Origin of the sequence: Flavonifractor sp. An4, from assembly GCF_002161755.1 — a bacterium.
Taxonomy (GTDB): domain Bacteria; phylum Bacillota; class Clostridia; order Oscillospirales; family Oscillospiraceae; genus Flavonifractor; species Flavonifractor avicola.
Genome location: NZ_NFIL01000096.1, coordinates 1 through 1,510 on the forward strand (window position 1 = coordinate 1; position 1,510 = coordinate 1,510).

The following is a 1,510-nucleotide window of genomic DNA, read 5'->3' on the forward strand; positions in this document are numbered from 1 at the left end:
GTGGTGCTCTGTCCCCAAAGCCCGGAGGACATCATTCAGGAGGGACAGGCCCTCCATCACTGTGTCGGCACCTATGTGGACCGCGTGGCAAAGCAGGAGTGCGTCATCCTGTTTCTGCGCCGGGCGGCTGAAGCGGACAAGCCATTTTACACGCTGGAGATCAGAAACAGAAAAGTGGTCCAGGCTCGATCTGCCAACAATCGCCCAGCCACCCCAGAAGTCCAGCGGTTTCTCGACCAGTGGGAACGGGAAGTCCTGCAAGCCGCATAAGATACGCCTGTCCTATCGGGCTCATACGGGGAGAAAGGATAAAACATGTCAGAACGCAGTAACGCCGGATATATCATTACCAGCGCCATTCGTGTCGGGGACACAGAATATGTCCTTGGCGAGAACCCCAACGCCCCCACGCGGTTTGTCACATGGGTGTGCAGAAACGGGAGCGATTACTTTTGGGGCCGCTACACAGATGACCCCCTGGCCGCTCTGCGGAACCTGCTGGACCGGGCCGGGAGCGCACTGGAGGTGCTGGAGCGCCGGCAGAGAGAGGAGGCAGGCCAGCATGAGGATTGAACGCTTCCCACTGCAAGACCGGCTTGCCCTGCTGGACACCGGCCGCTGTGCCCACCCCGAATACGCCGCGGCCATCATCCACCGCTTTGCTGATATGACCCTGCCTGAGTATTTCCAGGGCTTTGAAGCGGAGCTGGAGCGGCTTCGGTCCACCCTGGGCCTCTCCCGGGAGCAGGTACAGTCCATGACCTACAAACAGCTTGCCAAGGCCCTGGATGACCGGCTCTCGGTAACTCCCTCCTGCGGCGACGCCTACCTCTATGACACGGCCGCCCTTCTGCTCCCGCCCCTCCTGGGCACCCCTCCTGAACAAACAGAGCTTGAGGAGGACGGGGCCCCGCCTCTGGGGCAGCCCCTTCTCCCGCCCCGTTCGCTGGAGGAGCGTCTGAAGGCCAATCTGCCGCCGCGGGACAGTGTGCTTGGGGACATGGAGGCCGGCAGTCTGATCCAGTTCATGGACGAGCTGGTAGCGCCCTGCGCGGCAGAGTTCACGGCCATTTATGAGCAGTATTTTCAGCAGTACGGAAACAAGACGGTCTCCGAATTGGCCGCTGACTGCACCGAGATGCCGGAAGCGGAGCGGCAGACCGTCCTGTATGAACTGCTGATTCACCCGTTTGCCTCTCTGGAGGAGCATCCCAACAAACGGTATTGCCCCTAAGCCGCCGTCCGGTTCCCGAGCGGCACCCTGATGGCGGCGGGCGATGGGTCCCCCATCCAGGTGTGTTGGTGAACGGGTGTGGAACAGACGGGATGGTACACGGAGGCAGGCCGGAAACGACTGGGCTGGGCGTGTGCTTCCCCTCTGGACCGGCCGCCCGAAAAACAAATTGTCAAAATGGAGGTAAACATCATGTTGAATCGAATCATTCTCAGTGGGCGGCTCACCCGGGACCCCGAACTGCGCCGGACACAGAGCGGCATCCCAGTCGCGTCG

At 61.5% G+C, this 1,510-nt stretch carries 4 protein-coding genes; all 4 read left to right on the plus strand.

Annotated elements, in window-relative coordinates:
• Positions 1-270: PcfJ domain-containing protein (locus tag B5F94_RS15800; protein WP_204247518.1), on the plus strand; the 270-nt coding region annotated here is incomplete at its 5' end.
• Between the two features lie 45 nt (positions 271-315).
• Complete coding sequence (locus B5F94_RS15805; protein WP_087331515.1) at positions 316-573, plus strand: hypothetical protein; 258 nt, start codon at positions 316-318, stop codon at positions 571-573.
• Positions 563-1,234: a hypothetical protein gene (locus tag B5F94_RS15810; RefSeq protein ID WP_087331518.1), complete on the plus strand. Its 672-nt coding sequence runs from the start codon at positions 563-565 to the stop codon at positions 1,232-1,234. The genes B5F94_RS15805 and B5F94_RS15810 overlap by 11 nt, the downstream gene beginning before the upstream one ends.
• 144 nt (positions 1,235-1,378) lie before the next feature.
• Positions 1,379-1,510, plus strand: a 132-nt coding sequence (locus B5F94_RS17010; RefSeq protein WP_242965702.1) for a single-stranded DNA-binding protein, incomplete at its 3' end; no start/stop codon positions are given.